23 protein-coding genes, 2 tRNA genes and 1 pseudogene are annotated in these 23,641 nt (G+C 70.7%); 16 read left to right on the top strand and 10 right to left on the bottom strand.

The features are described 5' to 3' along the window. Positions 1-196 precede the first annotated feature (196 nt). Positions 197-958: an FhaA domain-containing protein gene (locus B5D66_RS21600; RefSeq protein WP_432937818.1), complete on the bottom strand. Its 762-nt coding sequence runs from the start codon at positions 956-958 to the stop codon at positions 197-199. Positions 959-1,183: 225 nt separating this feature from the next. Here B5D66_RS21600 and B5D66_RS21595 point away from each other — a divergent pair. Next, a tRNA-Leu gene (locus tag B5D66_RS21595) sits at positions 1,184-1,266 on the top strand. Between the two features lie 128 nt (positions 1,267-1,394). Further along, on the top strand, positions 1,395-2,000 hold the full coding sequence (locus tag B5D66_RS21590) for a TenA family protein (protein ID WP_078763628.1): 606 nt from the start codon (positions 1,395-1,397) through the stop codon (positions 1,998-2,000). A 46-nt stretch (positions 2,001-2,046) separates the two neighbouring features. Here B5D66_RS21590 and B5D66_RS21585 read toward each other — a convergent pair whose 3' ends face one another. Then, the gene (locus B5D66_RS21585) at positions 2,047-2,592 is read right to left on the bottom strand and encodes an SSI family serine proteinase inhibitor (RefSeq protein ID WP_078763627.1); all 546 of its coding nucleotides are present in this window, start codon (positions 2,590-2,592) and stop codon (positions 2,047-2,049) included. Between the two features lie 82 nt (positions 2,593-2,674). On the opposite strand from B5D66_RS21585, the gene B5D66_RS21580 reads away from it, so the two are divergent. Then, on the top strand, positions 2,675-3,007 hold the full coding sequence (locus B5D66_RS21580; RefSeq protein ID WP_078763626.1) for a rhodanese-like domain-containing protein: 333 nt from the start codon (positions 2,675-2,677) through the stop codon (positions 3,005-3,007). Here the strand turns inward: B5D66_RS21580 and B5D66_RS21575 are convergent. After that, a complete protein-coding gene (locus tag B5D66_RS21575; protein WP_159457296.1) occupies positions 3,004-3,684 on the bottom strand; it encodes a methylated-DNA--[protein]-cysteine S-methyltransferase in 681 nt (226 codons plus the stop codon). The two genes, B5D66_RS21580 and B5D66_RS21575, sit on opposite strands and share 4 nt — an antisense overlap. Positions 3,685-3,846: 162 nt before the next feature. On the opposite strand from B5D66_RS21575, the gene B5D66_RS21570 reads away from it, so the two are divergent. From B5D66_RS21570 to serS, 7 genes are all read left to right on the top strand, one after another. Further along, positions 3,847-5,766, top strand: coding sequence for a sensor histidine kinase (locus tag B5D66_RS21570; RefSeq protein ID WP_235001145.1), 1,920 nt, complete (start codon positions 3,847-3,849; stop codon positions 5,764-5,766). 300 nt (positions 5,767-6,066) lie between these two features. Continuing rightward, entirely contained in the window at positions 6,067-6,513 is a 447-nt protein-coding gene (locus tag B5D66_RS21565) for an ATP-binding protein (RefSeq protein ID WP_394330078.1), read from the top strand. Positions 6,514-6,615: 102 nt separating this feature from the next. After that, complete coding sequence (locus tag B5D66_RS21560; RefSeq protein ID WP_078763657.1) at positions 6,616-6,972, top strand: STAS domain-containing protein; 357 nt, start codon at positions 6,616-6,618, stop codon at positions 6,970-6,972. A gap of 17 nt (positions 6,973-6,989) precedes the next feature. Further along, the gene (locus B5D66_RS21555; RefSeq protein ID WP_078763622.1) at positions 6,990-7,832 is read left to right on the top strand and encodes a glycosyltransferase family 2 protein; all 843 of its coding nucleotides are present in this window, start codon (positions 6,990-6,992) and stop codon (positions 7,830-7,832) included. Positions 7,833-7,875: 43 nt separating this feature from the next. Further along, the gene (locus B5D66_RS21550; RefSeq protein ID WP_327309168.1) at positions 7,876-8,511 is read left to right on the top strand and encodes a DUF4446 family protein; all 636 of its coding nucleotides are present in this window, start codon (positions 7,876-7,878) and stop codon (positions 8,509-8,511) included. Between the two features lie 74 nt (positions 8,512-8,585). Continuing rightward, the gene (pheA, locus tag B5D66_RS21545; RefSeq protein ID WP_078763620.1) at positions 8,586-9,533 is read left to right on the top strand and encodes a prephenate dehydratase; all 948 of its coding nucleotides are present in this window, start codon (positions 8,586-8,588) and stop codon (positions 9,531-9,533) included. A gap of 93 nt (positions 9,534-9,626) precedes the next feature. After that, positions 9,627-10,895 (top strand): serine--tRNA ligase, encoded by a 1,269-nt coding sequence (gene serS / locus B5D66_RS21540; RefSeq protein ID WP_078763619.1) that lies wholly within the window; start codon positions 9,627-9,629, stop codon positions 10,893-10,895. A gap of 48 nt (positions 10,896-10,943) precedes the next feature. Here serS and B5D66_RS21535 read toward each other — a convergent pair whose 3' ends face one another. Together B5D66_RS21535 and B5D66_RS21530 are read right to left on the bottom strand one after the other, a co-directional pair. Continuing rightward, positions 10,944-11,519, bottom strand: a complete 576-nt coding sequence (locus B5D66_RS21535; RefSeq protein ID WP_078763618.1) for a bacterial proteasome activator family protein — start codon at positions 11,517-11,519, stop codon at positions 10,944-10,946. Between the two features lie 56 nt (positions 11,520-11,575). Further along, positions 11,576-12,559: an NAD(P)H-quinone oxidoreductase gene (locus B5D66_RS21530; protein ID WP_078763617.1), complete on the bottom strand. Its 984-nt coding sequence runs from the start codon at positions 12,557-12,559 to the stop codon at positions 11,576-11,578. A gap of 801 nt (positions 12,560-13,360) precedes the next feature. On the opposite strand from B5D66_RS21530, the pseudogene B5D66_RS21525 reads away from it, so the two are divergent. Both B5D66_RS21525 and B5D66_RS21520 read left to right on the top strand, forming a co-directional pair. After that, a pseudogene (locus tag B5D66_RS21525) lies at positions 13,361-14,725 on the top strand (AAA family ATPase); the annotation flags it as partial. Positions 14,726-14,761: 36 nt separating this feature from the next. After that, positions 14,762-14,849 (top strand) — tRNA-Ser (locus B5D66_RS21520). 579 nt (positions 14,850-15,428) lie between these two features. Here B5D66_RS21520 and B5D66_RS21515 read toward each other — a convergent pair. Together B5D66_RS21515 and B5D66_RS26380 are read right to left on the bottom strand one after the other, a co-directional pair. Continuing rightward, complete coding sequence (locus B5D66_RS21515) at positions 15,429-16,094, bottom strand: GOLPH3/VPS74 family protein (RefSeq protein WP_078763615.1); 666 nt, start codon at positions 16,092-16,094, stop codon at positions 15,429-15,431. Between the two features lie 167 nt (positions 16,095-16,261). After that, positions 16,262-16,396 (bottom strand): hypothetical protein, encoded by a 135-nt coding sequence (locus B5D66_RS26380; protein ID WP_268805622.1) that lies wholly within the window; start codon positions 16,394-16,396, stop codon positions 16,262-16,264. Between B5D66_RS26380 and B5D66_RS21510 the strand changes: the two genes are divergently transcribed. Continuing rightward, on the top strand, positions 16,395-17,441 hold the full coding sequence (locus B5D66_RS21510) for a LacI family DNA-binding transcriptional regulator (RefSeq protein ID WP_235001144.1): 1,047 nt from the start codon (positions 16,395-16,397) through the stop codon (positions 17,439-17,441). The two genes, B5D66_RS26380 and B5D66_RS21510, sit on opposite strands and share 2 nt — an antisense overlap. A gap of 446 nt (positions 17,442-17,887) precedes the next feature. Then, complete coding sequence (locus tag B5D66_RS21505; protein ID WP_078763614.1) at positions 17,888-19,177, top strand: citrate synthase; 1,290 nt, start codon at positions 17,888-17,890, stop codon at positions 19,175-19,177. Between the two features lie 66 nt (positions 19,178-19,243). On the opposite strand, the gene B5D66_RS25235 is transcribed toward B5D66_RS21505, so the two are convergent. The 3 genes from B5D66_RS25235 to B5D66_RS21495 form a co-directional block, all read right to left on the bottom strand. Beyond that, entirely contained in the window at positions 19,244-19,423 is a 180-nt protein-coding gene (locus tag B5D66_RS25235) for a hypothetical protein (protein ID WP_144390245.1), read from the bottom strand. Positions 19,424-19,505: 82 nt separating this feature from the next. Then, positions 19,506-20,165, bottom strand: coding sequence for a response regulator (locus B5D66_RS21500; protein ID WP_078763655.1), 660 nt, complete (start codon positions 20,163-20,165; stop codon positions 19,506-19,508). Between the two features lie 30 nt (positions 20,166-20,195). Then, positions 20,196-21,776: a sensor histidine kinase gene (locus tag B5D66_RS21495; protein ID WP_144390244.1), complete on the bottom strand. Its 1,581-nt coding sequence runs from the start codon at positions 21,774-21,776 to the stop codon at positions 20,196-20,198. A 168-nt stretch (positions 21,777-21,944) separates the two neighbouring features. Between B5D66_RS21495 and B5D66_RS21490 the strand changes: the two genes are divergently transcribed. Continuing rightward, positions 21,945-22,613 carry a phosphatase PAP2 family protein gene (locus tag B5D66_RS21490; protein WP_078763612.1) on the top strand — a complete coding sequence of 223 codons (669 nt, stop codon included), beginning with the start codon at positions 21,945-21,947 and terminating at the stop codon, positions 22,611-22,613. Positions 22,614-22,666: 53 nt separating this feature from the next. Next, positions 22,667-23,638: a magnesium and cobalt transport protein CorA gene (locus B5D66_RS21485; RefSeq protein WP_235001150.1), complete on the top strand. Its 972-nt coding sequence runs from the start codon at positions 22,667-22,669 to the stop codon at positions 23,636-23,638. Positions 23,639-23,641 lie beyond the last annotated feature (3 nt).

The raw sequence follows: 23,641 nt of genomic DNA, 5'->3' as shown, positions 1-23,641 counted from the left end.
GTTGCCCGTGTCGGACAAAGCCGAGCCGTGTCGAATAAGCCAAGTGAACCCAATGGACCCGGTTATTGTGCCCGATCGGTCAAATCTGCGGGAGAACGTCCTCCTGGCCTGGTCGTACCAGTGTTCGGGGTGGCTCGGGCCGCCCGCTCCCTCGCTGGGAAGCGGGCGGTTTCCGAGGAATGCGGGGATCGAAGGTTCAGTCGCGGCGGAAGGTCATGACGGTCCGGCCGAGGCTGATGCGGGTTCCGTCGACGAGACGGGCGCGCTTGACCTGCTGGCCGTTGACGAAGGTCCCGTTGGTCGAGCCGAGGTCGACGAGGACGGCCTCGTCGTCTTCGACCCGGATCTCGGCGTGGTGGCGGGAGACCCCGTTGTCCACCAGCCGAAGGTCGCAGTCGGTTCCCCGGCCCAGCAGCGTCACCTGGGCGTTGAGCTCGTAGGACTGCTGCATTCCCTGCGCGGCGGGGCTGCCGTCGTGGGTGTTGCTGCCCGGCGAGAGCAGGAGGCGTGGCCGGCCGGCGATGGCCGCACCGCCGCGCGGGTGATCGCTCACCGGGCGGCGCACCTCGTTGTTCTCGATCGTCGTTCCCCGAATGACGCCGGACCGGATCCGGAAACGACCGGTCTGGAGGTCGTCGGCGGTATCGAATTGCACCCGGACCGGGCCGACGAAGGAATATCCCTGTTCGGTGGCGTATTCCCGGGCCAGTTTGGACAGTTCCTGGCCGAGGTTGTCCGCGTAGACCTCCAAGCGCTCCTTGTCCGAGCCGGCGAGCTCGACGACGAAGTCGTTGGGCACCAGGGTGCGGCCCTGGGCCACGATCGCAGCGCGTTCGTCCATTTCCCGTTGTACGGCGCTGGCCACTTCGACGGGCTGGAGCTCCGACTTGAAGGCCCGCGCGAAGGTGCCTTCGATCATCCCTTCGAGCCTGCGCTCGAAGCGTTGGAGCACTCCCACGAGGTACCTCCCCTACTCCACTCCCGATGTATGACGATCGTAACCGTGGAATCGTGCCCTCTGCTTCACTCTCGCACTCGTGTGGGCAGGGTTGCCTGCTCACGGTCCCGTCGCGAGGAAGGTGCGCGAGTGGTGTCACGACCGTGCTAGCCTTATCTCTGTCGCCAGGGGGACGGCCTTCAAGGGCCCGGATCACCAAGGCGATAAGCAAGATATATGTCACTCGGGCGGGTGGCGGAACGGTAGACGCGCACGGTTCAGGTCCGTGTGTCCTAGCGGACGTGAGGGTTCAAATCCCTCCTCGCCCACGTGTCGAGGGGCCCCGTCCCGGCCGGACCGGCTGGGACGGGGCCTTCGTCGTGTCGGGGGAGGCCGTGCTCCTGAGTGAGGCGGCCTCGCAGCCGGGGGATTTCCGGTGCGTGCCAGACTGGGCCGCGTGACGACGAGCCGACGACTCCACGAATTGGGCCGCCCGTTGGTCGAGGCCCAACTCGCCCACCCCACCGTGGCCGGTATCGCGCGTGGCGACCTCGACGAGCGCGTGTTCCGCTCATGGCTGGAACAGGACTACCTCTACCTGCTCGACTACGTGCGGGTCTTCAGCCGGCTCGCCTGGCAGGCCCCCGACGCCCATCTGGGCGATCTCGTCGACCTGGCGCACTCGACCTGGCACGAGGAGCTGAGCCTGCACCGCTCGCTGGCGGGGAAGTTCGGCGCCGACCTCGAAGGCGCCGTCAAGGGGCCGGCCTGCGCGGCCTACACCGGTTGGCTGCTGGAGGCCGCGGCCGACTACGCCGACGGTCTGGCCGCCCTGTATCCGTGCATGTGGGGCTATGCCGAACTGGGGGCCAGGTTGGCGCAGAACCCGCCGGAGGAGCCGCGTTACCGCGCCTGGATCGACACCTACGCGGATCCGGGGTTCGCCGCGCTCGCGCGCCGGTGCGCGCAGATGCTCGACGAGGCGGGGCCCGATCCGGACCGCGCCGAACATCTCTTCATGGAGGGGATGCGCCACGAGCTGGCCTTCTGGGACGTTCCCTGACGGCGCGGGGCCGACGACGGCCCCGCGCCGTTCACACCCGGCGGGCTCAGGGGGACAGGACGGGACCGAGCCGTTCCCAGCGGTCGAGTTCGCATCCGCCGGCCTTGGAGAACTCCGCATCCACCTCGTGGTCGCCCACGTGGCCGGTGACGGTGGCGACCTCGGGGCCGCCGTAGATGTGGGTGCACGGGCGCCCCGCGGGAACGGGGTCGAACGCCTCGGGGCCGACCTCGGCCAGCGTTCGACAGGCGGCTTCGGGGTCGGGGTGGTCTCCGGCGGCGGGAGAGCAGGACAGGCGCCACTCCCCTGGTGAGGCCGGGCCGTCCGTTCCGTCGGTGGAGATCTCGATGACGAGCTCGGTCTCGGCGGGGTCCGGGGTGGTCGAGGGGGAGGCCGCGTCACCGGGCGGGGGAGCCGGCGAGGCGGGGGTGGAAGGGGAGGCGGACGGCGACGTTGCGGGGGCCGTCTCGGGGGATCGGGCCGGGGTGTGGCCCTCGTCCCCGGTGGTTCCGCCGCATCCGGCGAGCAGGAGCCCCAGGCTGGCGAGTGCGGCGATGTGGATCGGCGCGTTCGCCGTGATGTGCGTGCGCATACCCTGTTGGACGCGAACGCCCGTTGCGGGGTTCCCGTTCGTAGTTTCTCCCATACGGATTGTGACGCAAGGGGTTTTTCGGGTGTTTGGTGGAAATGTTCCGGTCGTCGAGGTCAACGCCGTTCCCATGGACGGCTACCTGCTCGACGTGCGCGAGGACGACGAATGGCAGGCCGGGCACGCTCCCCACGCCGTCCACATCCCCCTGCGCGACCTCGCCCAGCGAGCCGGCGAGGTCCCGCGCGATCGGCAGGTCTATGTCATCTGCCGGGTCGGTGGACGCTCGGCCCAGGCGGTGCAGGCCCTCAACGACGCCGGCTGGCAGGCCGCCAACATCGCCGGCGGGATGAGCGCCTGGGCGCTCGCCGGCCGGCCGATGACCAGCGAGAACGGCGAGGACCCCCGGGTCGTCTAGCGATGTCCCGCGCCGCCACGGCCCCTAATCGGTGCGGGCCGTGGTGAACGCCTCCAACCCCAGCAGGAAGCGTTTGGCCTCGGGGCCCCGGCGTAGGGGCCCGTGTCCTCGGGATAGTCCTCCGGCACCACGCGGTGGCACGGCAGCAGCACGCAGACCGGATTCGTCGCGAGGGAGCTCGCGACGGCGCGGATGGCCCTGCCCCGGCCGATGCGCGCGGCCAGCCTGCCGTGGGTCGTGGTCGTCCCGTGTTCGACGTCGAGCAGCGAGCGCAGGACGAGCCGGCCGAAATCGCTGGTGAGGCGCAGGTCCAGCGGGATGGTGAACGACGTCAGCCTGCCGTCGAAGTAGGCGTCGAGTTCGCGCCTGACCGGATCCAGCCCGGCCTCGTGGGCCCCGATCCGCGGCGAGACCGCCCGGGCCAGCCGGGGCAGGACGGTCTCCTCGGCGTCGAACGAGCACGACACCAGGCCGCGCCGGGTCAGCGCCAGGGAGAGGACGCCGATGGGTGTCTCGACGGTGCCGGTGACCACGTCCAGCGCCTCCCGGGGAAGCGCGCTCCTGCGGGGAGGCGCGGGCGGTGGGGGCGGGCAGGACGACGTCGCGCGGATGAGCGCGTCCAGGTCGCCGCCCAGGTCCGGATCGCCGGGCCGCTCCTCGCTCCAGGTCTTTGTCACGTCCGTCCTCGCCTCGCGCATCACCCCGTCTTCGGCGGGGATTGCAGGATGCCACGTCAGAGGGGTCGGACGGCGGAGGCGTGGCGAGGAAGAGGCACCCAATTGCACCAACCTCGCCGTTCCCACGTCGCGCACCGGTGGGCGAATGGCACTATGACGAACGTGACGTTCGAGCCTGGTTCCCTCAGCGCGGACGCCGTCTTGACGTCGGCGGCCGACGCGATCGTCGCCGTCGACACCGAACTGCGGGTCGTCGTGTGGAACCCCGCGGCGGAACGCATGTTCGGCTGGCGGGCGGACGAGCTCATCGGCGGGCCGGCGCCGTTCGTTCCCGAGGAGCTCGTGGCCGAGCACCACGCGGTGCTGGAGCGGGTGCGCGCGGGCGGGCCCGTGTCCATCCTGACCCGTCGGTCGTGCCGGGACGGCCGGGTCATCGATGTCCGCGCCGACACCAGCTGCCTCTACGACGGCCAGGGCCGGGCGGCCGGATGGGTCAACGTGTTCCACGCCTCCGAGGACGCCGGGGCGGTCCGCAGTCACATGGCCGAGCGTGCTCGGCTGGTACGCCGCCTCACCGACGTGGTCGCCGACATCAACGCCGATCTCGACCTCCCGGCCGTCCTCGACCGCATCGCCCACAGTCTCACCGAGCTGACCGGCGCCGACGCCGGGGGGTTCGTGCTGATCGAGGAGGACCGGCTGCGCCTGGTCAGCCTCACCCAGCTGTCCGACCACCTGCGCGGCTACACCGCCTCGTTGGAGTCCAGCCTGTTCGGTGAGCTGCTGCGCAGCGGCAAGACCGTCCTGCTGGCCACCGACGACACACGTTCCCTGGGCGACCTCATCTGGGCCGACCTCGAAGGACTGCACACGATCGCCCTGGGGGTGTCCAACGTGCAGGGCCGTCCCTATGGGGCGTTGTACGCCCTCTACAGCAAGGGCAAGGTCGGTCACATCGAGCTCGAACTGCTGGAGCTCCTCGCCGCCCACGCCGGGGTGGCGTTGGGAAACGCCATGGCCTACCAGGAGATGGTCCGCAGGCGGGCCCACGAGCACGCCGTGGTGGACGCCAGCGCGGACGGCATCGCGGTGCTGGACCAGGCGGGCAGGGTCCGCAAGTGGAACCGTTCCGCCGCCGAGCTCACCGGGCTGTCCTCCGCCGAGGTGGTGGGGCGGATGCCGCCCTTCCCGTTCCCCGCGGGCCAGGGCGAGCCGATCAAGCACCGCCTGGACAATGGGCGCTGGCTGGAGATCCTCATCGCCGACATCCCCGAGACGGGCGAGCGGGTCGTCGACTTCCGTGACATCACCCAGGCCAAGGCGTTGGAGGAGGAGAAGGACCTCTTCCTCGCCACGACCGGGCATGAGCTGCGCACCCCCATCACGGTCGTCCAGGGTTTCGCGAACACGCTGGTGCAGCGCTGGGAGAAGATGGACGACGCCGCGCGCAGGTCGGCGGTCGCCACGATCGCCGAGCGGTCGACGATGCTGGCCCACCTGGTCGAGAACGTGCTGCTCGGCTCGCACGCGGGGACCGGCGAGCTCGACGTGGACAACGTCCCCTTCGACGTCGCCCGCCTGTTACGCGGGTCGATGTCCGCGCTGCATCCCTTCTCGGGACGGCACCGGCTTCTCCTGGAGCTGCCCGAGTCGCTGCCGGAGGTGCTCGGCGACCCGGTGGCCACCGACGTCATCATCGGTCAGCTGCTGGAGAACGCGTTCAAGTACTCGCCCGAGGGCGGTCCGGTGACGTTGCGGGCCGCGGTCGAGGGCGACCGTGTCGTCATCACGGTCGAGGACGAGGGAATCGGCGTCGCCCCCGGTGACGAGGAGCGGATCTTCGAGCGCTTCGTCCAGGGCGAGGCGGGGGATCGCCGCAGGTTCGGCGGGATCGGGCTGGGGTTGTACATCGTGCGCCGGCTGGCACGGGCGCAGAGCGGTGAGGTCACCGCGCATCGACGGGAACCGCGTGGAACGCGAATGAGATTCACATTACAGTGTGTCCGGAACCCCTCTCCCGACATCGCGATCCCGCCGGTCGTCCCGCCCTCCGGAGAGGCCGAGGAGTCCCAACTGCGATGACCTGCTCTCCGATCGGCCGGACGTGATGGGTTTCCGGGGGGAGCGAACGGGGCATTTCGGCCCTGGCGGGGTTCGAGGACGAGATCAGGGTCGCCAAGCGGCCGGAAAGAGACAACGCACCACCGACGTCAGGGCGCGCCACCGCCACAACGTTCCTCCGGAGCCGGGCCGGGACAGCCGGCCGTACGGGGACAGCGCGCCGAGGAACAGGAGAAGGACGTGTCGAGGGCCGTACTGCTGCCACATGCGCCGTCGAGTGTCACCAGCGCACGTCAACACCTCTGCTCGGATCTCCACGCATTGGGGATCGGCGAAGCCAAGATCGACGACGCGGCGCTGATCGTCAGCGAGCTGCTCAGCAACGCGCTGCGGCACGCCGCGCCCCTACCTCCGCCGTTTCCCACCGGAACCGTCCGGGTGTGCTGGAACATCGTGCTCGTCCCCGAGGAGCCCGCGGCCAACGGGTGGATCGAGATCTCGGTCAGCGACGGCGGGGCCGAGACGCTGCCGAGGATCGCGCGGCCGTCCCTGTCGGCGCTCGGCGGCCGGGGGCTGGGGATCGTGCAGCACCTCGCCGCCAAGTGGGGGACCGAAGTCGACGACAGCACCACCACGGTGTGGGCCGTCATCGACATCCCGGCCGACGAGGGGAACGTGGGCGGGCACGCCGGTACGCCGGTGGAGACGTGTTCGCGCGGCTCGGACCGGAGCGGGGAGCTGGCCACGTCACAGGGGATGAGAGCTTAACCTTCCCCGCGAGAGGCCGGCTAATCACCCGAATGCGTGAGGTCCCACGAAACACGGCCGACGAGGTGGCCACGACTCCGCGTGACCGCTACAGTCTCGACTGTGGAGTTGAAGATCTCAAGTCAATCTCATGCGGATCACGCCATGGTTGCCATTCGTGGTGAGATCGACCTCTATACGGCACCGCGTCTGCACGACGAACTCATCGGCGCGCTCGACGGCGGGGCGTCCCGGCTGATCGCCGACCTGTCCGGAGTGGACTTCTGCGATTCCACCGGGATCAACGTGCTGCTGTCGGCGATGAAACGGGCCCGGGAAAAGGGCGGCGACCTCGTCCTCGTCGCCCCACGGCCCGCTGTCACCAAGATCCTGCAGATCACCGGGCTCGACGCCGTCTTCACGGTGCATACGTCGGCCGACACCCTCCCCGTCGCAGCAGGTAGCGGCGTCACCTCCTGAGGTCCGAAGGACACCCGATGGCTTCCCAGGCCCCCGGCCGCGACGCGCGAGCGCGCGTCGCGGCCGTGATCCCCGCCAAGGACGAGGCCGAACGCATCGCGTCCACGGTCCGGGCGGCGCGGGCGCTGCCCGGCGTCGATCTCGTCCTCGTCGTCGACGACGGATCCACCGACGGCACCGCGACCGTCGCCGCCGACGCCGGTGCCAGGGTCGTCCGGCACGGCCGTAACCGGGGCAAGGGGGCGGCGATGGAGAGCGGCGCCGAAGGCGTCCGCCTCATCGAGGAGCAGCAGACCTCGAACGGCCTTGTCGCGTCTCCCCGTCACCTGCTCTTCCTCGACGCCGACCTCGCCGACACCGCGAGTGGGGCCGCGCCCCTCATCGAACCCGTCCTCTCCGGTGCCGCCGACATGACGATCGCGCTGTTCCCGGCGACGCGCATGCGCCTGGGCGGGCACGGGTTCGTGGTGCGCCTGGCGCGCGAGGGCATTCGCCGGGCCACCGGCTGGGAACCCGAGCAGCCGCTCAACGGCCAGCGCTGTCTGACCAGGGCGGCCTTCGAGGCGGCCCGCCCCCTCGCCCCCGGGTTCGGGGTCGAGACCGGCCTGACGATCGACCTGCTCCGCCAGGGCTTTCAGGTCCTGGAGGTCGAGGTGCCGTTGGAACACCGGGCCACCGGCACCGACCTGCGGGCCCAGCTCCATCGCGCCCGGCAGTTCGCGGACGTCGGTCGCGCGCTCGCCGCGCGCGAGCTCCGGCCGACCCTGTCGCGCGGCCTGCGCAACGCGGGCGAGCGTGTGCGCGGCGTCACGAGGCGTCTCGCGCGCGGCGTCGGCCAGGCGGGCCGGAAGAAACACTAGGAGTATGCGAGCATAAACGGTCGGTAATGATTACGCTCGGATCGTGCTATCTACCATGATCCTGGCGATGACCGGTCTCCTTCTCGGGTTGGGTGGCGCCCTGCTGGGCGCTCTGGCCCTCCGCCGGGCCCGGGCGACCGTCGACGAATGCCGAACCGTGGTACGGCGGCTGGTCGCCGACGCGGGGGAGGTCGACACGCGGGCCATCCGCGATGTCGCGATCGTGCGCTATGACGCCCTGGAAGAGATGTCCGGCGCCCGCTCCTTCTCGCTGGCCATGCTCAACGCCGCGGGAGACGGGGTCGTCCTCACCTCGATCAATGGCCGTACCGAGACCCGTACCTATGCCAAGACCGTCGAGGGGGGCAAGGCGGTCGAGGCGTTCTCCCCCGAGGAGTACCGCGCGGTCCGCGCCGCCCGCCTCGGCGGAGGCCCCGGCTACTCCGCCTCCGACGACGCGGCCCCGCCCCCCGCCGTCGTCCCCGTCAGCGCCCCCACGGAGGCCCCCCGCCGCGTGGACGACGAGGCGGGGGGAGCCTCGGCGAACGATCGACCCGGCGCAGAGACGCGAGGGAAGGGACGCCGGCCGGCCTCCCCACGCCAGGCTGAAGCCTCCGACGAGCCTGCCCCACGGTGCCGGGAGCTCGAGGAGACCCGCCATGAGGCCGGCCGCCGCTGAGCCCGGGATCCGGCCGCCGACCTGTCCGCGCGATGTCCGGCGACCGCCCCGACCTTGGGTATAACCTGCTTCGTATGCCGAACCGCTACGCCTACCTGGGGCCCGAGGGCACCTTCACCGAGGCGGCGCTACGGGCCCTCGAACCCGGAGTCGCCCCCGAGGACACGGTCCCTTCGGACGGCGTCGACGCGGTGTTCGCGGCGGTACGCCGTGGCGAGGCCACGGCCGGGGTGGTCCCGCTGGAGAACTCGGTCGAGGGCGGCGTCACCGCGACCCTGGCCGAGCTGATCAACGGCGAGCCCCTGATCATCACCGCCGAGGTCGAGGTCCCGGTCGAGTTCTTCCTCTTCGCCCGCGGGGGGGCCACCCTCGCCGACATCAAGCGCGTCGCCACCCACTCCCACGCGCTCGCGCAGTGCCGGGGCTGGCTGTCCCGGCACCTACCGCACGCCGAGGCCACCACGGTCTCCTCCACCGCCGCGGCCGCGCGGGCGGTCGCCGAGCCGGGGGCGCCCTACGACGCCGCCATCTCCGCGCGCATCGCCGGCGAGCGCTACGGGCTCAGCCCGATCGCCCAGGACATCGGCGACCGCTCCGAGGCGGCCACCCGCTTCGTCCGCATCGCGCGTCCCGGCCCGCTGCCCGAACCGACCGGGACCGACCGCACCTCGCTCGTCGCCTTCCTCACCGACGACCATCCGGGCGCCCTGGCCGAGCTGCTCGACCAGTTCGCGGTGCGCGGGGTGAACCTGACCCGGCTGGAGTCCCGGCCCACCGGTGACGGCCTGGGACGCTACTGCTTCTTCCTGGACGCCGACGGGCACGTCGCCGAGGCCAGGGTCGGCGAGGCCCTCATGGGGCTACGGCGTATCTGCACCGACATCCGCTTCCTCGGCAGCTATCCGCGTTCCGCCGCAGGTAACGACTACACCCCGTTCATGCCTTCCAGGAGCAACTCCAACGCCGACTTCCACGCGGCGGCCGAGTGGCTGGAACGTGTCCGTTCCGGCCGGATCCGCTGACATCCGCCTGGGGTGGCCGCTTTCGCCGGCCCGGCGGACGCCCGGCGGGGTAATCCGCGTGTCACCGGTCCATATCACCGGTAACCTGCTCACGTGATCGACCTGCGTGCTCTCCGGGATGACCCTGACCGACTCCGCGCCTCACAGCGAGCCCGCGGCGAAGACGAATCGATCGTCGACCGGCTCTTGGAGCTCGACTCCGGCCGCCGCTCCGCGTTGGCGCGTTTCGAGTCCCTGCGGGCCGAACAGAAGAGCGTGGGCAAGTCGGTGTCCAAGGCCTCCCCCGAGGAGCGCGAGCAGATCCTGGCGAAGGCCAAGACGCTCGCCGCCGACGTCAAGGCGGCCGAGGCCGAGGCCGAGCGGATCGCCGCGGAACTCGACCAGACCCTGTCGGGGGTGCCCAACCTTGTCGAGGAGGGGGCGCCCGAGGGCGGCGTCGACGACTTCGTGGTGGTCGAGGAGGTCGGCACCCCGCGCGAGTTCGACTTCACCCCGCGCGACCACCTCGAACTGGGGGAGATGCTCGGCGCGATCGACACCGAGCGGGGCGCGAAGGTCTCCGGCGCGCGCTTCTACTTCCTCACCGGTGTCGGCGCCATGCTGGAGCTGGGCCTGCTCAACATGGCGATGCAGCAGGCGGTGGCCAACGGCTTCACCCCGATGATCCCGCCGGTGCTGGTGAAGCCCGACACGATGGAGGGAACGGGGTTCCTCGGCGCCCACGCGGCCGAGGTCTACCAGCTGCCCGCCGACGACCTCTACCTCGTCGGCACCTCCGAGGTCCCCCTCGCCGGCTACCACGCGGGCGAGATCCTCGACGCCAACGCGCTCCCGGCCCGTTACGCCGGCTGGTCGTCGTGCTTCCGCCGCGAGGCGGGCTCCTACGGCAAGGACACCCGCGGCATCATCCGGGTACACCAGTTCAACAAGGTCGAGATGTTCGTCTACACCCATCCCGACCGCGCCCACGAGGAGCACCTGCGGCTGCTCGCCTGGGAACGCGAGATGCTCGACCGCCTCGAACTGCCCTACCGCGTCGTCGACATCGCGGCCGGGGACCTGGGGACGAGCGCCGCCCGCAAGTACGACTGCGAGGCGTGGGTGCCCACCCAGGGCCGCTACCGGGAGCTGACCTCCACCTCCAACTGCACGGACTTCCAGGCGCGGCGGCTCAACATCCGCTACCGCGACGAGGACGGCAAACCGCGGTTCGCCGCGACCCTCAACGGCACGCTCGCCACGACCCGGTGGATCGTCGCCATCCTGGAGAACCACCAGCGCGCCGACGGTTCCGTGGTCGTCCCCGAGGCGTTGCGTCCCTTCGTCGGACGCGACGTCTTGGAACCGATCAACAAGAAGTGACGCCGAGGGGCGGGCGCCCGTGGCGCCCGCCCCTCAGTGCTGGGGCCCCTACAGGTAGGGGCCCGAACCGTGGCCGGGGTGCCCGTGCCCGCCAGGCACCTCCTGACCCTGGACGTTGTGCGACAGGCCCGAGGGCAGGGCCTTGCGCATGTTCTCCAGCTGCGCGCGGGCGGCCATCTGCTGGGCGAACAGCGTCGTCTGGATGCCGTGGAACAGCCCTTCCAGCCAGCCCACGAGCTGGGCCTGGGCGATCCGCAGCTCGGCGTCGCTGGGGGTCTCGCCCTCGGTGAAGGGCAGCGACAGTCGTTCCAGCTCGTTCACCAGCTCCGGAGCCAGACCGTCCTCCAGCTCCTTGATGGAGCTGGCGTGGATCTCCTTCAGCCGCGCCCGGCTGGCCTCGTCCAGGGGCGCGGCCTTCACCTCCTCGAGGAGCTGGCGGATCATGCTGCCGATGCGCATCACCTTCGCCGGCTGCTCGACCATTTCGGTGACCGGACGCTCCTCCGACTCGTGGTCGGACTTCTCGGAGGCCTCTCGGTCTGAAGCCTCGCCGGACGCGACGGGGGCGCCGTCAGGGCCCACGATCAGGACGTGCGGTTGCTCTTCGTTGAATCCGTTGCTCATCAAACTCTCACCTTGCGACCTGTTCACGTGTGGGACAACGGGCGGCGAAGCCTTCGTCAGTTCGTGAGCACGATCTTGCCGACGTGCGCACTCGATTCCATGATGCGATGTGCCTCGGCCGCCTGCGACAGGGGAAGCTCACGATCCACGATAGGCCGGAGGGAACCCGCCTCGACCAGGGGCCACACGTGCTCGGCGACCTGGGCGACGATCTCCGCCTTCTCCGCGGTGGGACGCGAGCGCAGGGTCGTGGCGTGCACGGACAGCCGCTTGACCAGCATCCGGCCGAGATCGATTTCGGCCTTGCGCCCGCCCATGAGGCCGATGATGGTCAGTCGTCCACCCACGGCCAGCGAGCGGAGGTTCGCGTCGAGGTAGGAGCCGCCCATGATGTCGAGGATCACGTCGACGCCGGCCCCGCCCGTCTCCTCCCTCACCCGCGAGGCGAAGTCCTCACGGTGGTAGTCGATGCCCACGTCGGCGCCGAGTTCGCGGCAGCGGTCCAACTTCTCCCTGCTGCCGGCCGTGGTGAGGACACGGGCCCCCCGAGCGTGGGCGAGCTGGATCGCGAACGTCCCGATACCGCTGCCGCCCCCATGGACCAGGAGAGACTCACCCGAGCGCAGCCCGCCCCGCATGAAGACGTTCGACCACACGGTGCAGGCCACCTCGGGAAGCGCCGCCGCCTCGACGAGCCCGACCCCCGAGGGGATCGGCAGCAACTGGCCGACGGGGACCGCCACCTGTTCGGCGTACCCGCCACCGCTGAGCAACGCGCAGACCTCGTCACCGACCTTCCACCCGGCCTCCTCGGTCTGGGGACCGAGTTCCACGATCCGCCCCGAGCACTCCAGGCCCGGGTACTCCGGCGCACCGGGCGGCGGCGGGTAGCTACCCTGCCGCTGGCTGACATCGGCCCTGTTCACAGCGGTAGCCGTCACCTCGACCAGAGCCTCGCCGGGGCCCGCGACAGGGTCGGGGACCTCGGACCAGGTGAGGACGTCGGGACCGCCGGGTTCACTGATGACAATCGCTCGCATACGTGAACGCTACCCCCAGGCGTTTTCCCGGTCCGGATTCTTTTCCACTGGTCGGCCTCCACCTCTCCGCGGGTGTTTCCTCCTCGGTAGTTTTGACGCAGTTGACGCGGGAGGGGAGAAGTCGCGACTCTGGATGACCTGATCGGGGCGTCCGGCGGCACACCGCCCGTTTCGACGGTGCCCACACCTTGTTCCGCATGTCCCGCTATGAGGAGAACCGCGGTGGCACACACAGAGCACGACGGTCCCAAGCGCGCCGATGGGCGAGAAGCGGGCGATGAGCGCGAGCGCGACGCGGTGCCGGGCGACGAGGCCGGGGACCTGGCGCCCTCTCCCGCCGACCAGTGGTTCGGTGACGACTTCGAGGTGGGACCGATCCCGCCTCCGCCGCCCTACGCCCGGCCCTCCACGAGTGGGGGGATGCCGGCGTCGCCCTACTCGGTTCCGCTACCGCCCTCCGGCCACACTCCCTTCCCGGGGCAGCCCGCCATGCCACCACGGGAGGAACGCAGCCCCGGCCGATCCGACGACTCCGGGCCGCGTTGGCGTACGCCGTCCCGGGCGGGGGAGCCGGGACGGCCACCGCAACAGGGCACGCGGGAGGCCGAACCGCCGGCCTCTCCCACCGGTCCGCGACCGCCCGTGGTTCCCCCGCCGCCTTCGGTTCCGCCGGCTGTTTCGGAGCGGACTGCGACCCCGCCTTCGGTTCCGCCGGCTGTCCCGGAACGGACTGCCACCCCGCCTCCGGTGGCCGGGGAACCACGGACGCCCGTTCCCGAGCCGGAGGACGACCTCCCCGAGCCCGAGCCGTTGCCCCCGGTGGACGCGGACCTTTCCTCCCCCGCCACGGACACACCCGCTCCCGCCGCTCCGCCCGCACCGCAGCCGGACACCCCGATGCCACGGCCGTGGGAGGGGGACACGCCGGGGCCGCATGCCCCTCCCCACGGTGAGCCGTTCCCGCCCTCGCGTCGCGGGCCCGCTCCGGAGGCGCCCTCGGCGTCGCCCCGGCCTCAGGGGGCCCCGTCCGGACCACGCGAGCCCTTCACGCCTCCTTCGCCGCCCCACCGGACGGCACCCACCCCACCGGACGCGGAGGGGGCGTCCCCTCCCACCGGAGTAGGGGACGGAGCCTCCGCGCCGGCGTGGCAGCGGTCGACCCCGGACCCCGGGGCCCGTTCGGCCCTCCCCGCCCAGCCAGAGGGGGCGCAGGTCCCGCCGGTGGCGACTGGGCCGCAGCCGGTGCCCGATGGAGGGCTGGGACCGTTGGTGCGTGAGCGACGCAGCCCTCCGGCGGGTGGATGGCGCAAGGCAGTACACGCGGTGACGTTCGGGCTGGTGCATCCGGGCGAGTCGGCGGCGGAGTTGCGCCGCCGCGAACTGGTGGCACGGGCGCGTACGCACGTGGCCGGCGGGCACCACCGACTGGCGGTGCTCTCGCTGAAGGGCGGGGTGGGCAAGACCACGACCACGGTCGCGCTGGGATCGACGCTGGCGTCGCTGCGCGGCGACCGGGTTCTGGCGGTGGACGCCAACCCCGACCGGGGCACGCTGTCGGACAAGGTGCACCTGGAGACCGCGGCGACCATCCGCGACCTCCTCAACGAGAAGGAGCAGATCCAGCGCTACGCCGATATCCGGGCGTTCACCTCGCAGTCGCCCAGCCGGTTGGAGATCCTGGCCTCCGACCAGGATCCAGCGGTGTCGGAGGCGTTCAGCGAGACCGACTACCGCGAGGTGTCGCGGCTGCTGGAGCACTTCTACACCGTGTGCCTGACCGACTGTGGGACAGGGCTGTTGCACTCGGCGATGCGCGGGGTGCTGGGGCTGGCCGACCAGATCATCGTCGTCACCACGCCGTCGGTGGACGGGGCGCGCAGCGCCAGCGCCACGCTGGACTGGTTGGAGGCGCACGAGTACGGCTACCTGGTGCGCGGCGCGGTGGTGGTGCTGGCGATGGTGCGCCCGCACGGGCGCAGCACGGTGGACCTGGACCGGTTGGAAGGGCACTTCGCCAACCGGGTGCGCACGGTGGTCCGGGTGCCGTGGGACGCGCACCTGGAGGAGGGGGCCGAGGTCGTGCTGGAGCGGATGCATCCAGCCACCCGTGAGGCCTTCCTCGAACTCGCGGCCACCGTGGGGGAGGCGTTCGCGTGGCCGAGGTGAGCTAGCATCGTTTCCGGCACCCCGGAGACGGGGACTGGAGGGTTCGCATAGTGGCCGAGTGCGACGGTCTTGAAAACCGTTAGGTCCTTACGGGGCCTCGTGGGTTCAAATCCCACACCCTCCGCCGAGAGGACCCGCTCGGGCGCGTGGCCAGGTCGCGCGCGCCCGAGCGGGTCCGTTCTCGTAGAGGGGCGAGACCGTGGCGGTCGTGTGCCACGAGGAGAGGACGGTGGCCGTCCCGGGCCGCGCCGTTGTCTGCCCGGGACGGTCCGGGGCGGTACGTGCTCCGCGGCCACGAGCCGGTCTCGATGATCGGGCCTGTTCCGTGGGGAATCCGGTTCCCGCCTCTTTTCCTCGTTGACGCGGGGCCGTGAGAGCCGAAGCGGACGCCGAGCGCGGAACGAGACGCCGCAAAGAGTGGTCACGCTGCCGGGAGAGACGCGTTCCGGAAACAGTCATATGGCGTAAAAATGACGAGAATATGACACGTGTAAAGCGTTGCGTCTTTCAGATGCCGCAAGTTGTTCCTTGGCGCCCTGGGCGCGTGTCCTCTCTCGGGCGGGGCACGGGGCCTGCCCGGGTGCTGGTGTGTCGAGACTGTCGGGCCGCAGGCGTGGGAGCGTGAGGCGCCGTGCCGTCTCCACGGAGGTGAGGAGGAGTCCGGTCGTACCGGGCACCGCGCGTCATCGGCGCGGGGTGTGGTTCACCCCGCGCTCGCGGCCCCCGCGGCGCCGATGACCGCGATGGACGCCGCGGTGGCCAGATGGATCGACTGGATCACCTTTTTCACGGACCGGCCCGCCTGGTCGGATTCGATGATCCGCTTGATCCGCCCCTTGCTCGCCTCGGGGAACTGCCGTCGCGTCATTCCGCAGGCGTCGATCAGGGCGATCAGCGCCGCCGTGCGCTGGTCGGCCGCGCCGCCCCCCAGGACGGCGCGGATCCGCGAGCGGATCTGCGTCTCGGGGTCGGGGTCGGCCTGGGGATAGCGCCGGATGGGGAGGATCCCCAGAACACGGTGCTCGCTCTCGCTCACCACGCCCCGGGCGGCGAGACGTTCCAGTGTCCCTTTCTGGAGAGCGCTCGACTTGATTTTCTCCACCCACCACTGGACCTTTCTCGGTTTCGCCTCCTGGGCGATCCTGTCCAGTAGGGCGTCGATCTGGGGGTCACCGGTAGGGGTGGTGTCGGTGACGGTGACGCGGTCGCCGGAGAGGTCGATTCTTCCCAGGATCGCCATCTCCGCCAGCATCGCACCCGCCAGGCCGATTTGGAAAACCGTCTCGTTGAGGATCGGTTTTCCGTCGTGATCTCCCAGGGCGATGAGGGCGAGTTCCTCGGCCAGGGTCAGACCAACCGTGTGATCCATTCATTGATCGTATCACCGGCATTTTTCCGAAGAGAAGAGTTGAATGGGGATGAGTGAGGAAAGGGGTGTGGATTCAATACCTGATTTCAGTTGCGCTTCGGGGGTGGAAATCGCGTTCTGTGTTTCTCCGGTTACCGGAAAGGGGGACGCGGTGCCGCCGTCGCCGTTCACCCGTCCGGCGGACGTGGTGGCAGCGCGCCCGCGGTCATCGTCCGCGGGACGGGGACGAGGGCGCGCGGTCGCTCCGGACCGGTGGTGGTGGCGTTGCCGCTCATGAGCGGCATGCCTACCATCGTGGACATGCCGCTTCCCGAGCACCCGCGCATGAGTGATGTCGCGGCGCGTGCGGGGGTCTCGCTGTCGACGGTATCCCGGGCCCTGCGCGGGGCCTCCGGGGTGGCCCCCGCGGTACGGGCCGAGGTCGAGCGGGCGGCCGCCGAACTCGGCTACGTCGTCTCGCGCGGAGCCTCCAGCCTGGTCACCGGCGTCACCGGGCGGATCGCGGTCCTCGTCCCGTTCCTTCAGCCCTGGTTCTTCGGTGTCGCGTTGGCGGGGGTGAGCACCCGGTTGCGCGCGAGCGGCCAGGACATGCTCGTCTACCAGGTGGGCGACGTCGACGAGCTGGACGCCTACGTCCGCTCACTGCCGCTGCGCAGCAACGTCGACGCGGTCATCGCGGTCGCGCTCGACCTCGGCGACACCGCTGTCGCGCGGCTGGACGAGATCGGCCTGCCCGTCGTGTTCTGCGGCCGTCGGGTCCCCGGCCGGGCCTGTGTCTTCACCGACGACACCGCGGCCGCCGCCGGGGCCACGCGGCACCTGCTCAACCTCGGCCACCGGCGTGTCGCCTATGTGTGCTCCCGTGACCAGACCGGATTCTCGTGGAGTTCCCGGGACCGGCTGCGGGGGTACGAGGCGGCCATGGCCGAGGCGGGAGCCGAGGCGGTCGTCGTCACCGAGCCGCCGGGCCACCAGGGCGGGGCGCTGGCCATGGCGCGGTTGCTGTCGATGGCGGAGCCGCCGACCGCGGTGTTCGCCGAGTCCGATGACGTCGCGATGGGGGTGCTGCAGGTGGCGCGCAGGTCGGGGATCGACGTGCCCGGCGACGTGTCGGTGATGGGCTTCGACGACAACGATGTCGCCGCGCTACTGGATCTGACCACCGTCGCCCAGCCGGTCACCGAGATGGGGGAGCGGGCGGCGGAGCTGGCGGTGCGGGCGGTGCGGGCGGCGGGACCGGTCCGTGACCACGTCCATCTCGACACCCGCCTGGTCGTCCGCCAGTCGACGGCCGTGCCGCGGTCGCGCCGTGAGGGGCCTGCGGGGGGCACTGAGCAGCGAGGGTGAGGACGGTTCCCTCCGGGGCGGGCGGGCCGTGGGTGCCTCTTCGGGGGGCGTGGCGGCTCCACCGCTCCGTGGGGCACCGGGGCCGGGGCGCGGGCATGGTACACCATTGTGTTTTCCGACGAACTCCCGGCCCTGCGGGTAAAACCCGTAGAACTTTATGCTCTGTCTAAATGCGCCACATCTTTCCGGTGATGTGGCATGTGCCACTTGATCCACTTCTCCTGCGGTTATAGGATGCCGCTACGCTTATCGTTTTACCTGATGTAAATATCACTTAGCGGCGTAATTATCTTATCCAGAATTCTTTCGGGAAGTTCAGGTGACGATGATGGACCTTCGGGGCGGTGTCGGTTGTCCCGGAGGGGCCGCGGGAAGTGGGATCGAGATCAACGGGGTGGCGGGTCGCCCGGCCTAGCCTCTTCCCTTCCGGAAAGGTCGCATTCGGCATGAACGAAGTCTCTGAGGGCCGCTCCGTGGAGCTGCGCTATGACGGCGGAACGCACAGGCTCCCTGTTTTCTCCGGTACCGAAGGCGAAGAGGCGATAGAGCTGAAGACCCTGCTGGGGTCCACGGGGATGGTCACCCTCGACCCCGGTTTCGGCAACACCGCCGCCTGTCGCTCGGAGATCACCTACATCGACGGAGACGCGGGGATCCTCCGTTATCGCGGTTACCCCATCGAGCAGCTGGCCGAGGGGGCCACGTTCGCCGAGGTATGTCACCTGCTCGTCCACGGGGAGCTTCCCACCCCCGAGCAGCTCGACGAGTTGACCGCGCGCCTGCGGGACAACGCCGCCATCCCCGCCGGCCTGCGCGACCTCATCGCGGCCTTCCCGGTGGAGGCCCACCCGATGGCCTCGCTGTCGGGCGCGGTCAACATGCTCGCGGCCTTCCACGCCGACGCCTGCGACCCGGCCGATCCGGCCCAGGTGGATGAGGCCACCATCCGCCTCCTGGCCCAGCTTCCGACGGTAGCGGCGCAGATCCACCGCAGGGCCACCGGTCAGGACGTGGTGGAGCCCGACCCGTCCCTCGGCTATGTCGAGAACTTCCTGAACATGACGTTCGGTCCGACCGAGGGCGGCGTCGACCCGCTGTTGGTCCGGGCCATGGACCTGCTGTTCATCCTGCACGCCGACCACGAGCTGAACTGCTCCACGGCCACCGTCCGGGTCGTCGGTTCCTCACAGGCCGACCTGTTCGCCAGTATCGCCGCCGGCGTCAACGCGCTGTCCGGACCGCTGCACGGCGGTGCCAACCAGGCGGTGCTGGAGATGCTGGAGGGCATCCAGCGGGTCGACGGCGATGTCGACTCCTTCATCAAGAAGGTGAAGGACCGCGAGAGCAAGACCCGGCTCATGGGCTTCGGGCACCGGGTCTACAAGAACTTCGATCCGCGCAGCAAGCAGATCAAGAAACTGGCCCAGCAGATCCTGTCCCGCCAGGAGGGCGAGGACCGGCTCTTCGAGTTGGCGCTCCAGCTCGAGGAGCACGCCCTGTCCGACCAGTACTTCGTCGACCGCAAGCTCTACCCCAACGTCGACTTCTACACGGGGCTGATCTACCGGGCGATGGGCTTCCCGACGAACATGTTCACCGTGCTGTTCGCCATCGGCCGGCTGCCCGGGTGGATCGCGCACTGGCGGGAGCTGCGCAACGATCCGGCCGCGCGCATCGCGCGTCCGCGTCAGCTCTACGTCGGGCCGAAGGAGCGCGCCTACCCCGGTCGCTCCTGACCTTTTCCGCCGGGGCATCGTCGGCCCGGTCCGTCCCAAGGTGTGGGCGGGCCGGGCCTCCTTCGTTCACGAGCGGTCGCCTCGGGCGCGGTCCTCCCGCAGCCGGCGCAGGATCTCCCGGCGCGAGGCCCCGGGGTCGCCGGCCCGTCCGGTTCTCGTGGTGCCCGGGGTGCCGCGCATGGCCGATCGGGGGACCGCGTCGTGCCGGCCGCCGATGCTCGACATGTCCTTGCGTCCTCTGGTCATCGATTCTCCCCTCTATGAGACGAGTCGTCTCGTCTTGTTCGGAGAGTGTGTCGGATCGCGCGGCGAAGGACAACGGGTTTATTCAGTCGGGGACGTCGCCCACGAGCCCGGCCTCGTGCGCGATGATCGCCGCCTGCACCCGGTTGCGCACCCCCAACCCGGCCAGCACCGCCTTCACGTGCGACTTCACCGTCTCCTCGGAGACGAACAGGCGCCGGGCGATCTCGGCGTTGGACATCCCGGTGCCCAGCAGGGCCAGCGTCTCTCGCTCGCGCGGACTGAGCCCCCCGACGCGATCCAGCGCGGCCCCGCGAGCCGGGCCCCGGCCGCGGAACTCGGTGATGACCCGCCGCGCCACCACGGGCGAGAGATAGGCGCCCCCCTCGGCGGTGGCGCGCACCGCGGCGATGAGCTCGCGAGGGTCCCCCGCCTTCAACAGGAACCCGCTCGCGCCCTCCTGGAGCGCCCGGGCGATGTACTCGTCCCTGCCGAACGTGGTCAGCATGACCACCGCGGTTCCGGGCGAGTGCGCGCGCACCTGCGGGACGGCGGCGAGACCGTCCAGCCGGGGCATCTGGATGTCCACCAAGGCCACGTCGGGCCGGTGGGAACGCGCGGCCTCGACCAGTTCGCGGCCGTTCACGGCCTCGGCGACCACCTCCACCTCGGGATCGGCCGACAGGATCGCCCGTATCCCCGCCCGGAACATCGCCTCGTCGTCGGCCAGTACCACCCGGACCACCGCGGGCACCCCTCATTCCTCTTCCGTCCCTCATCGAACCGCGCCGCCATAGGGGATGACGGCCTTGGCCACGAGGACCCCGTCGGCGAAGCACAGCCGGTGGGCCACCGCGCCCGCGTCACCGAGGAGCGTGCCGTGGGAGCGGTAGTACTCGCAACGAGCCCCCTCGGGGATGGCCGGACCCCGCTCCGAGGGCGGATCCAGCATCTGCATCCGCGGCAGCACCTCCTCGACGGAGGCGGCCGGCTGACCGATGCGCAACCGCGCGTAGTCCTCGGGGGGCAGGACCGAACTCGCGGTGGCGACCGCCGCGTATCCGGCGAACGTCCCCACCAGCGTGAGGGACAGGGCCGCCGGCAGCACCGTCATCGTCACGAGATCGCGGCGCAGGCGGCGGTGCACGCGGGCGCGCCGCAGCGCCGACTCCGTCTCCGGCTCCGCGGTCGCCGCGGCGACGGGCGGGACCCCGGGAACGTGGGGCAGGTGCGCGACGACCTCGAAGCCCCCGTCCCGGGGGCCGGAGCGCAGTGTTCCCCCGGCCAGCCGCACCCGCTCGGCCACGCCGGCCAGCCCTCGGTTGCCCGACGGCGGCGACGGGGGAGGACCGCCGGGCGGCGGCCCGTTGACGACGCTGATGACGGTCTCATCGGGAAGGTGGCGCAGCCGGACGCGGACCTTCGCCCCGGGGGCGTGCTTGGCCGCGTTCGTCAACGACTCCTGCACCACCCGGTACATCGCCCGGTCCACGGCCTCGGGGACCTCCCCTTCCGCCCCCTCGCGCTCCAGGTCGATCGCCATCCCCGAGGAGCGTGCCCGGTCGACCAGGTCGTCGACGTTGCGGTGCAGTGGTCCCGGGTCGGACCCGGTGCCCTCGTGCAGGATCCCGATGATCTCCTGGAGCCGTTCGGTGGCCCGGGTCGCCCCGGCGCGTAGTTCCGCCGCGGCGGCCCGGTAGTCCTCCTCGCCGAGCCCCGGAGCCACCTCCAAGACCCCGGCCCGCATCGCGATGAGTCCGAGTTCGTGGCCGAGGGAGTCGTGCATGTCCTCGGCGATGCGGGCCCGCTCGCGCAGCCGCTCCCGATCGGCGATGACACGCCGTTCCCGTTCGAGGGACTCGGCGCGCTCCCAACCGGAGTGGACGAGCTCCCGGTAGGCCCGCCAGAACCGGCCCACGGTCCACGGCAGGACGAGCAGGCCCACCAGGGCGAGGCAGCGCAGCAGCGTTTCGCCGGGCGAGTCCGTGATGAGCAGCGCGACCGCGACCCCCGCGGCCCCCGAGACCGCCAGTCCCGTCGATGCCGGACGCCCTCGTGGGGAGCGCAGGCCCGCGAGGAAGGCCAGGATCGCCAGCGGCCACAGCATCACGTCGATCCACGACGTCGCGGCGACGAGGGCGGGCGGCACCAACGGGTGGGAACGGGCCAGCAGCGCGGCGGCCCCGGTGACCGCGACGACCACACCGGCCTGCGCCGGCCACCCGGCCGCTCCGGCCACGGCGAGCAGGACGACGGGCGACGCCAGCACCGGCCACCACAGCAGCAGGTCGGCGCGGAGAGCGGGCGTCCACGACCGGCATCCCGGGCGCCATGACGTGACGAACGATCCTCTCACCCCCTCGACGTTACAAACCCCGCCAGACGCCCCACCACCGTCGAAAGAGGGAGTTTTCCCGAGAGGGATTCCCCCGCCCGTCGGTCCGGTCGATGACGATCCGGCGATGTTCGAAACGGTTGGTTTTCCTACGGTTCTGCATTGATCGTTCGTCAAAAGGAGAACGCAATGCCCGAATCGTTTGTCGCGGACCTCGTCGGTCTGAGTACCGACTGGTATCTCGCCGTCGCCGCGCTGGCGGAGCAGAGTCCACCATGGTTGCGCCTCACCGCCGAGATCGGTACCGAGGCCGGCCTGGCGCTGTTCGCGGCGCTTTTCCTCGCGGCCTGGTGGCGGGCTCGGGCCCGCGGCGCCCGTGACATGGCGCTCGCCCTGCTCGCCCCCTGCGCCACGGTCGCCGTCTACCTGGTGAGCGAGACCGTCAAGAGCGTGCTGCACCAGCAGCGCCCCTGTCACGTGCTCACCGATGTCATGACCATCGCGCAGTGTCCGCCGGCGGGCGACTGGTCCTTCCCCAGCAACCACGCCGCGATCACGGCGGCCGCCGCCGCGGCGGTGATCGTGGCCTGGCGCCGATTGGCGGCCGTGGCACTGCCGTTGGCCGTCCTCATGGGGTTCTCCCGGGTGTTCGTCGGCGTCCACTATCCCCACGACGTCATGGTGGGCTTTCTCCTCGGTGTGCTCCTCGCCCCGTTGCTGGTTCTCCTCCTGGCCCCCTTGCTCGCCCGCCTCGTCCAGCGGTTGAGGGAACGTCCCCTGCCGGTGCCGTTGCTCGCCGACGCGCTCGGGGGGCGGCGGGCCCTGGGAGGGCACCGGGTCTCCTCGGCGGGAAGGTAATTCGCGTTCCGGCACGAAAAGGTCCACCGGCGCAGTATTTTTCCGGCGTGATCATGGATTGCGCGATCTATCGCGCCGGTACCCGAACCGACGTCGACGGGGACATCAGCGACGCCCTCGACCTGGCCCTGTCCGACGACAACGAGGCGTTCTGCTGGATCGGACTGCACGAACCGACCCGCGCCGAGTTCGACCTCGTCTCGGCCGAACTCGGGCTGCACCCCCTGGCCGTGGACGACGCCGTCGAAGCCCACCAGACACCCAAGGTCGAACGTTACGGTGACGTGACGTTCGTGGTGTGCAAGACCCTCGCCCTCGATGAGGAGCGCGTCGACGTCGAAGTCGGCGAGATCATGGTCTTCGTCGGGCCCAACTTCGTCATCACCGTCCGCCACGGCCAGGCCAACCCGCTCTCGGGGGTGCGGCGCCGGCTGGAGGCCGACCCCCTGACACTGCTGCTGGGGCCGGCCGCCGTCGCCCAGGCGGTCCTGGGCGCGGTGGTCGACACCCACATCCGGGTGGCCACCCGGATGCGGGCCGTGGCCAACGAACTGGAGGACCGGGTGTTCTCGGCGACCCGCGACTCCTCGATCGCCGAGGACGTCTACCACCTCAAACGCGAGGTGGTGGAGGCGCACGCCGCGATCGGCCCCATGGTGCTGGTCATGCGCGCGCTCACCTCGGACGGCACCCAGATGGCGGCGGACGCGATCCCGTTCCTGCGTGACGTCGCCGACCGGGCCCGCCAGGCGGCGGTGTGGATCGACGGCCTCAACGAGCTGCTCCCCCAGGTGCTCTCGGCGCATCTGGCCCGGGTGAGCGTGCAGCAGAACGACGACATGCGCCGGATCACGGCGTGGGCCGCGATCATCGCGGTGCCGACCCTGATCGCCGGGATCTACGGGATGAACTTCGACGTCATGCCGGAGCTCCGCTTCAAGTGGGGCTATCCCCTCGTGATCATGGTGATGCTGGCGATCTGCGCCACGCTGTTCACCGTGTTCCGTAAGAGCCGGTGGCTCTAGCCG

This window comes from Marinactinospora thermotolerans DSM 45154 (genome assembly GCF_900167435.1).
GTDB classification, from domain to species: Bacteria; Actinomycetota; Actinomycetes; order Streptosporangiales; family Streptosporangiaceae; genus Marinactinospora; species Marinactinospora thermotolerans.
The sequence above is the reverse complement of the archived record's forward strand: the minus strand, read 5'-3'. Positions and strand labels throughout refer to the sequence as shown.